General features: G+C 66.8%; 8 protein-coding genes. All 8 read right to left on the reverse strand.

What is annotated here, in order from left to right:
* Positions 1-47: 47 nt before the first annotated feature.
* Positions 48-773, reverse strand: a complete 726-nt coding sequence (recO, locus tag BLEFHOIH_RS03745; protein ID WP_088343175.1) for a DNA repair protein RecO — start codon at positions 771-773, stop codon at positions 48-50.
* Between the two features lie 50 nt (positions 774-823).
* A complete protein-coding gene (locus BLEFHOIH_RS03750) occupies positions 824-1,417 on the reverse strand; it encodes a cysteine hydrolase family protein (RefSeq protein ID WP_088343176.1) in 594 nt (197 codons plus the stop codon).
* 43 nt (positions 1,418-1,460) lie between these two features.
* Positions 1,461-2,381 (reverse strand): GTPase Era, encoded by a 921-nt coding sequence (gene era, locus BLEFHOIH_RS03755; RefSeq protein ID WP_245296860.1) that lies wholly within the window; start codon positions 2,379-2,381, stop codon positions 1,461-1,463.
* 26 nt (positions 2,382-2,407) lie between these two features.
* Positions 2,408-3,118, reverse strand: a complete 711-nt coding sequence (gene rnc, locus BLEFHOIH_RS03760) for a ribonuclease III (RefSeq protein ID WP_088343178.1) — start codon at positions 3,116-3,118, stop codon at positions 2,408-2,410.
* Complete coding sequence (gene lepB / locus BLEFHOIH_RS03765; protein ID WP_088343179.1) at positions 3,118-3,903, reverse strand: signal peptidase I; 786 nt, start codon at positions 3,901-3,903, stop codon at positions 3,118-3,120. Before lepB ends, rnc begins: the two co-directional genes overlap by 1 nt.
* Positions 3,904-4,018: 115 nt before the next feature.
* The gene (gene acpS / locus BLEFHOIH_RS03770) at positions 4,019-4,417 is read right to left on the reverse strand and encodes a holo-ACP synthase (RefSeq protein ID WP_088343180.1); all 399 of its coding nucleotides are present in this window, start codon (positions 4,415-4,417) and stop codon (positions 4,019-4,021) included.
* Positions 4,414-5,160 (reverse strand): pyridoxine 5'-phosphate synthase, encoded by a 747-nt coding sequence (locus tag BLEFHOIH_RS03775; protein WP_088343181.1) that lies wholly within the window; start codon positions 5,158-5,160, stop codon positions 4,414-4,416. Before BLEFHOIH_RS03775 ends, acpS begins: the two co-directional genes overlap by 4 nt.
* A 7-nt stretch (positions 5,161-5,167) precedes the next feature.
* Positions 5,168-5,770, reverse strand: a complete 603-nt coding sequence (locus tag BLEFHOIH_RS03780) for a DUF2062 domain-containing protein (protein ID WP_088343182.1) — start codon at positions 5,768-5,770, stop codon at positions 5,168-5,170.
* Between the last annotated feature and the right edge of the window lie 596 nt (positions 5,771-6,366).

The following is a 6,366-nucleotide window of genomic DNA, read 5'->3' on the forward strand; positions in this document are numbered from 1 at the left end:
GATCTGGTTGGAGCCGCCGCCCTTGTAGGACCGTTCGGCCGGATTTGCTATCCCGCCCGGCGCATCAGGCGCAAAAGCTCCTGGCGGGCGGGCGGCATGGGCAGGCCGCGCGGCTCGAAGACATGGCGCTCGAGGAAAAACCCCGTCAGCGCAAAGCCCTCGGCGACCTCTTGCGGGTCGGTGGCGACGGCGCTCGCCGAGCGCAGGAAGGGCGGCAGCGGCATGAGTTTGTCCTTATAGGGCGCGCCCGCCTCCGCCGAAACGGCGCTGCCCGATTTCGGCGAGACATAGGTGAGCCCCTCGCGCGCGCCGGTCGCCGCGCAGCGCTCCAGGTCGAGGCCGAAGCCGAGTTCGGCGAGCAGCAGCAACTCGAAGCGCACCAGCAATTGCGGCCAGAGGGTTTCCTCGTCGAGATGGTCGAGCATGAGCCGCGCCAGATCGAACAGATTGGGATGCGGGTCGCGCTCGGCGAGCAGGGCGGCATGGCCGGCGAGCGTGCCGATGCCGGACAGCGCCAGCCGGTCGTCGAGCGCCCGGGCGGCATAGGGCCGGTCGAGTTCCACGACGAAATAGCCGAGCTGCTCCGACAGCCGCGCCCGCCATTCGACGCTCACCAGATTGCCGGTCTGCAGCGTGGGCCGGATCTTGCGGGAGCGGCCGCCGCGAACGAGGCCATGATGGCGGCCATGCTCGCGCGTGAAGAGGTCGAGCACGGCGCTGGTCTCGCCATGCGGGCGGGCTTGCAGAACGATGGCGGTGTCCGTCCAGTCCATGAGGAGAGGTTGCGCCTGGGAGGCGGCTTAAGCCAGGAAATTGTGGCGCGTCACAAGAGGGCGCCGCTCTCCCGCGCGACGATGGCGAAGCGGTCGGCGAGTTCGGCAAGGGCGATGTCGTGCAGGACGCCGGCCGCAATGACGCCGCCACGGCCGTCCGGCAGGTCGCGGGTGGCGCAGGCGCCGGCATCGATGGTGACGCGGTAGCCGAGGTCGAGCGCCGCGCGGGTGGTCGAGCTGACACACATATGGGTCATGAAGCCGACGACGATGAGGTTCTTGCGGCCGGTTTCGGCGACCAGCGCGGCAAGTTCGGTTCCGGCGAAGGCGTTCGGCAGCGGCTTTTCGATGACGGGCTCCCCTGGCTGCGGCGTCAGCTCGGCCGTGATCTGGCCGCGCTCGGCCGCCCGGTCGAACAGCCCGCCCGCACGGCCCTTCTGCGCGATATGGAAGACCGGCGAGCCGGATTTCCGTGCGGCGGCAAGGAGATTTGCGGCGGCGGCGACCGCAGGCTCGAAGCCCGTCACCGCGACCGGCCCGGCGCGGTACTCATTCTGCATGTCGATGAGGATCAGCGCGGCGTCGGCGATCTTGGCGGGCGTGAGGTCCGCACCGGCGAGTTCGAGCAGGGTGGCGGCGGGCATGGGGTGTCCTCGGTGGATGATTGTGGCGCGGCAGGGCGCGGGGCTACCCCTTCGGATAGTCCAGCCCGATCTCGCGGTATCTTTCCGGATCGTCGCCCCAATTCTCGCGCACTTTGACGAAGACGAACAGGTGCACGTTCACGCCGAGCGCTTCCTGCAATTCCTTGCGCGCGGACATCGAAATGCTCTTCACCGTTGCGCCGCCCGCGCCGAGGACGATCTTCTTCTGGCTCTCGCGCTCGACATAGATGGTCTGCTCGATGCGGGCCGAGCCGTCCTTCAAGGTCTTCCAGTCGGTGGTCTCGACGGTCGAGGCATAGGGCAGTTCGTCATGCAGGCGGTTATAGAGCTTTTCGCGCGTCACCTCGGCGGCCCAGTGGCGCTGCGGCGCGTCGCTGATCTGGTCCTCCGGATAGAGCCACGGCCCCAGGGGCACGATCTTGGCCAGGTAGTCCTTGAGGTCGGCGACGCCGTCGCCATTTTCGGCGGAGATCATGAAGGTGCGGTCGAAATGGCCGAATTCGGCGCCTTTTTCCGCGAGGCCCAGCAGCTTGGGCCGGTCGTCGCGCTCGATGCGGTCGACCTTGTTGAGCACCAGCACAACGGGCATTTTCAGCGCCTTGGAGCCTTCCAGGATCGCCTCGGCCTCGTCGTCGATGCCTTTGGCGGCGTCGACCATCACGACGACCACCTCGGCCTCGCGGGCGCCGCCCCAGGCGGCCTCCACCATGGCGCGGTCGAGCCGGCGCTTCGGGCGGAAGATGCCGGGCGTGTCGACCAGGATGATCTGGCTGTGGCCGGCGATGGCGATGCCGCGGATCTGCGCCCGCGTCGTCTGCACCTTATGCGAGACGATCGACACTTTCGTGCCGACCAGCGCGTTGGTCAGCGTCGACTTGCCGGCGTTCGGCGCGCCGATGATGCTGACGAAGCCGCAGCGCGTCTCCGCGCCGGCTGCGGGCATGGGGCCGTCCTGGATGGCGTCTTCGGTCATGGTTCGATGTCCCACACGCCTTCGCGGAGGAGCAGGGTTTGCGCCGCCGCCTGTTCGGCCCTCTGGCGCGAGGAGCCGGTGCCGCGCGCCGGCTCCAGCCCCTCGACCTTAACCTCGTAGATGAAGCTCGGCGCGTGGTCCGGCCCGGCGCTGGCGATCTTCACATAGCGCGGCAGGCGCGTCTCGCCGCGCCCCTGCACCCATTCCTGCAAGGTCGTCTTGGCATCGAGCGGCACGGCGAGGATATCGGTCGCGCGCGAGGCCCAGAAGCTGACGATGACGCCCTTCACCGGCTCCCAGCCGCCGTCCAGATAGATGGCGCCGAGCAGCGCCTCGCAGGCGTCGGCCAGGATCTTGCGCTTCTTTCGGCCGCCGGCCAAGGCCTCGCTGTCGCCCATCTTGATATAGGCGCCCAGGTCCAGATGCTCGGCCACCTCGGCGCAGCTATCTTTATTGACGAGCTTGTTGTAGCGGCGGGCAAGCTGCCCCTCCGGCGCGTCGGTGTCGGTCTGGAACAGGTGCTCGGCGACGGCGAGGCCGAGCACGCGGTCGCCCAGAAATTCCAACCGTTCGTAATCGGGCACGCCCTTATGCCCGTAGGCGGCGCTGGAATGGGTCAGCGCCGTGTTCAGCAGCATCTTGTTGCGGAACTGATAGCCGATCCGCTCTTGCAGCTTCTTGAGGTCCGGGCGCCGTGTCACCGACATCAATCGATCAGGTCGAGGAACCGCGTCCAGCGGATCTCGAACGGCCAGCGCCAGGGGGCGAACAGGCTCGCATTTTCGTCGATGGAGAAGAAGATGATGTCGGCGCGCCCGATCAGATTCTCGAACGGCACATAGCCGACGCCGCTATAGGTCGACCAGCGGCTGTCCGTGGAATTGTCGCGGTTGTCGCCCATCATGAAATAATGGCCCGGCGGGACTTCGAAGACGTCGGTGTCGTCGCCGTCGGAATTGGTGGTGCAATCCAGGATTTCGTGGCTGACGCCGTTCGGCAGCGTCTCCCGGAAGCGGGCGACTTCGATATTGCCCTGGCGGCGCTGGTTGCAGGTCGAGGCCGGACCGGTGAAATCGGCGATGCGCTCCAGCTTGACCGGCGCGCCGTTGATGTTCAGCACGCCGCGGATCATCTGCACCTTGTCGCCGGGCAGGCCGATGACGCGCTTGATGTAGTCGGTCTCATTGTCGCGCGGCAGCTTGAACACGGCGACGTCGCCGCGCTTGGGCTCGGAACCGAAGATGCGGCCGCTGAACAGGTTCGGGCTCCAGGGGAAGGAATATTTGCTGTAGCCGTAGCTGAACTTGGAGACGAACAAATAATCTCCGACCAGCAGAGTCGGGATCATCGAGCCGGAGGGGATGTTGAACGGCTGGTAGAGGAAGATCCGGACCAGCAGAGCCAATATCAGCGCGTGAAAGATGACGCGAAGCGTATCCAAAAGGCTGCCGCCGTCCGCATCCTTGTCCTTCACATCAGCCTCGCTGCTCATGGCTTCCGTTCCTGCTCAACCTGGCCCCGGATGGCCCGGGGCGCGACACGTCCTTAGGCAATGGCAAATAAGCCTGCATGGGCACGTGTGCAAATGAAAAAGCGCGGGGCCAAGGCTATTTCGGTACTGCCGAGATGATGACGATGGCCTGGGCGAGCGGGAAGTCGTCGGTGATCGAGAGGTCGATCTGCGCTTTATGGCCCTGCGGAATCATGGAAGCCAGCGTCTCGGCCGCTCCGCCGGTCAGGGCCATGGTGGGCTTTCCGGAGGGCAGGTTGACGACGCCCATGTCGCGCCAGAACACGCCCTGGCTGAGCCCGGTGCCGAGCGCCTTGGCGCAGGCTTCCTTGGCGGCGAAGCGCTTGGCGTAGGAAGCGGCGCGCAGACGGCGGCGGTCGGATTTGCGGCGTTCGGTCTCGGTGAAGATGCGGTTAAGGAAGCGTTCGCCATAGCGCTCGATGCTGCGCTCGATGCGGCGGATGTCCACCGTATCGCTGCCGAGGCCCAGGATCATGCCGCCCCCCGCGCCTGCTGCATCACCGCCTTCATCTGCGCGACCGCCGGGCCAAGGCCGATGAAGATCGCCTCGGCGATCAGGAAATGGCCGATATTCAGCTCGACCACCTGCGGGATGGCGGCGACCGGCGGCGTGGTGTCGAAGGTGAGGCCGTGGCCGGCATGGACTTCGAGGCCGAGCGCGGCGGCCTGTTCGGCGCCCGCGATCAGCCGGTCGAGCTCGAGCTGGCGGCGGACCTGATCGTTCTCGAGCGCGGCTTCGCAATAGCGGCCGGTATGCAGCTCGACGATGTCGGCGCCGGCCTTGGCGGCGGCGGCGATCTGCCCGGCGGCGGGATCGATGAACAGCGAGACGCGGATGCCGGCTTGCCGCAGCGCGCCGGCATAGGCGGTCAGATGCGCGAGCTGGCCTGCGACATCGAGTCCGCCCTCGGTGGTCAGCTCGGCGCGGCGCTCGGGCACGAGGCAGCAGGCATTGGGCCGGTGGCGCGTGGCGATGGCCAGCATCTCGTCGGTCGCCGCCATCTCCAGATTGAGCGGCCGGGTCAGCGCCGATTTCAGCCGCGAAATATCGTCGTCGCGGATATGGCGGCGATCCTCGCGCAGATGGGCGGTGATGCCGTCTGCCCCGGCGGCAACGGCGATCTCGGCCGCGCGCAGCGGGTCGGGATAGTCGATGCCGCGCGCATTCCGGATGGTGGCGACATGATCGATATTGACACCAAGGCGCAGGGTCGGCATGGGGCGGTCAACGTCCGGCTAGGGGGGAGGCGGTTCGGCTCAGCCGCACGCGGCGGCGCTTTCGGGCTTCGGCGGCGCCGATCAGGCGGCGCACCAGGACATAGGCAGCGGTGGCGGCGAAGATGCCGAGCGGCACCGAGCCGACCACCATCGGCTTCAACAGCGGCCACAGCCCCTCGGCGGATTTGGCGATGGCGTCCGGCTGGAGATTGACGACACTCTCATAGAGCGCGCCGGCCCGGCTCTGCAGGTCGACGATATGCGCCGACGCGGTGCCGCCGAGCAGCACATTGCCCAGGTTGAAGGTGGCGAACCAGATGATCGGATAGGTGATCGGGTTGCCGACGAAGGAGGACAGGAACGAGGCGACGACGCTGCCGCGCAGCCCCCAGGCCAGGATCGCGGCGATCACCAATTGCACGCCGAGGAACGGCGTGAACACGGCGAAGACCCCGGCGGCGGCGCCCACGGCGATCTTATGCGGCGAGGACGGCAGGCGGTTCAGGCGCAAGAGGATGTAGCGGATGGACCGCCCCCAGCTCCGGCGCGGCCAAAGCACGAGCCGGATACGTTCGGCAACACTGGCTGGGTTTCTACGCTTGAACAGCATGCGTTTCCTCGGGACCGGCGTCCAAGGCCCTCGCGTGGCGGGTCACGCCGCTTGCGCTGGCTCGGCTTGCAACACAGGCATTGTTGCGGCGCAACTTATGCCAGATCGAACTGGTTTGCGCTGCAAAAATAATATGCAAGCACGCCGGCTTTCCCGACAAAAGTCGTAGCGCTCACACGCGAGTATGCCCAGCAATTGAGCGAAAATCTGGGCGCCTTCAGCATCAAGTGGGGCGGTATCGCGGCCGGTTCCAGCCCGAAACCCGCCCGATAGGTAATTACACCAGTCCCATCCAGAATGCCCGGCGAACCTTCAAAGAGCGTGAAGGCGAGGCCGGCGATGCCGCGTGGGGTCCGGCGGCCCGGTGCGGGGTGGCGGCATATTCCGAGCCTGGCTTCGCCGCAACTCCGTCGTGGCGCACGCGTCAGCGACCGGGAGGTAACGCGGGGACTGCCATCAGAGAAGGTTCGTATCAGATGGCATCGGCCGGCTCCTTCCCCTCTCCCATGGAAGACCTTTGCAAAACTTCGATTCCTTCGCCCCGGCCGTTAGAGCCGGGGCCCACTCGCCTCTCCACTTGCCGCAGCAATAGCGGA

Origin of the sequence: Rhodomicrobium sp. R_RK_3, assembly GCF_002198715.1 — a bacterium.
In the GTDB taxonomy this organism is placed as follows: Bacteria; Pseudomonadota; Alphaproteobacteria; order Rhizobiales; family Rhodomicrobiaceae; genus R-RK-3.

Bases quoted from the DNA above. Each gene is read 5' to 3' on its own strand.
- recO (WP_088343175.1), bottom strand. From the start codon at position 773: ATGGACTGGACGGACACCGCCATCGTTCTGCAAGCCCGCCCGCATGGC.
- BLEFHOIH_RS03750 (WP_088343176.1), bottom strand. From the start codon at position 1,417: ATGCCCGCCGCCACCCTGCTCGAACTCGCCGGTGCGGACCTCACGCCC.
- era (WP_245296860.1), bottom strand. From the start codon at position 2,381: ATGCCCGCAGCCGGCGCGGAGACGCGCTGCGGCTTCGTCAGCATCATC.
- rnc (WP_088343178.1), bottom strand. From the start codon at position 3,118: ATGTCGGTGACACGGCGCCCGGACCTCAAGAAGCTGCAAGAGCGGATC.
- lepB (WP_088343179.1), bottom strand. From the start codon at position 3,903: ATGAGCAGCGAGGCTGATGTGAAGGACAAGGATGCGGACGGCGGCAGC.
- acpS (WP_088343180.1), bottom strand. From the start codon at position 4,417: ATGATCCTGGGCCTCGGCAGCGATACGGTGGACATCCGCCGCATCGAG.
- BLEFHOIH_RS03775 (WP_088343181.1), bottom strand. From the start codon at position 5,160: ATGCCGACCCTGCGCCTTGGTGTCAATATCGATCATGTCGCCACCATC.
- BLEFHOIH_RS03780 (WP_088343182.1), bottom strand. From the start codon at position 5,770: ATGCTGTTCAAGCGTAGAAACCCAGCCAGTGTTGCCGAACGTATCCGG.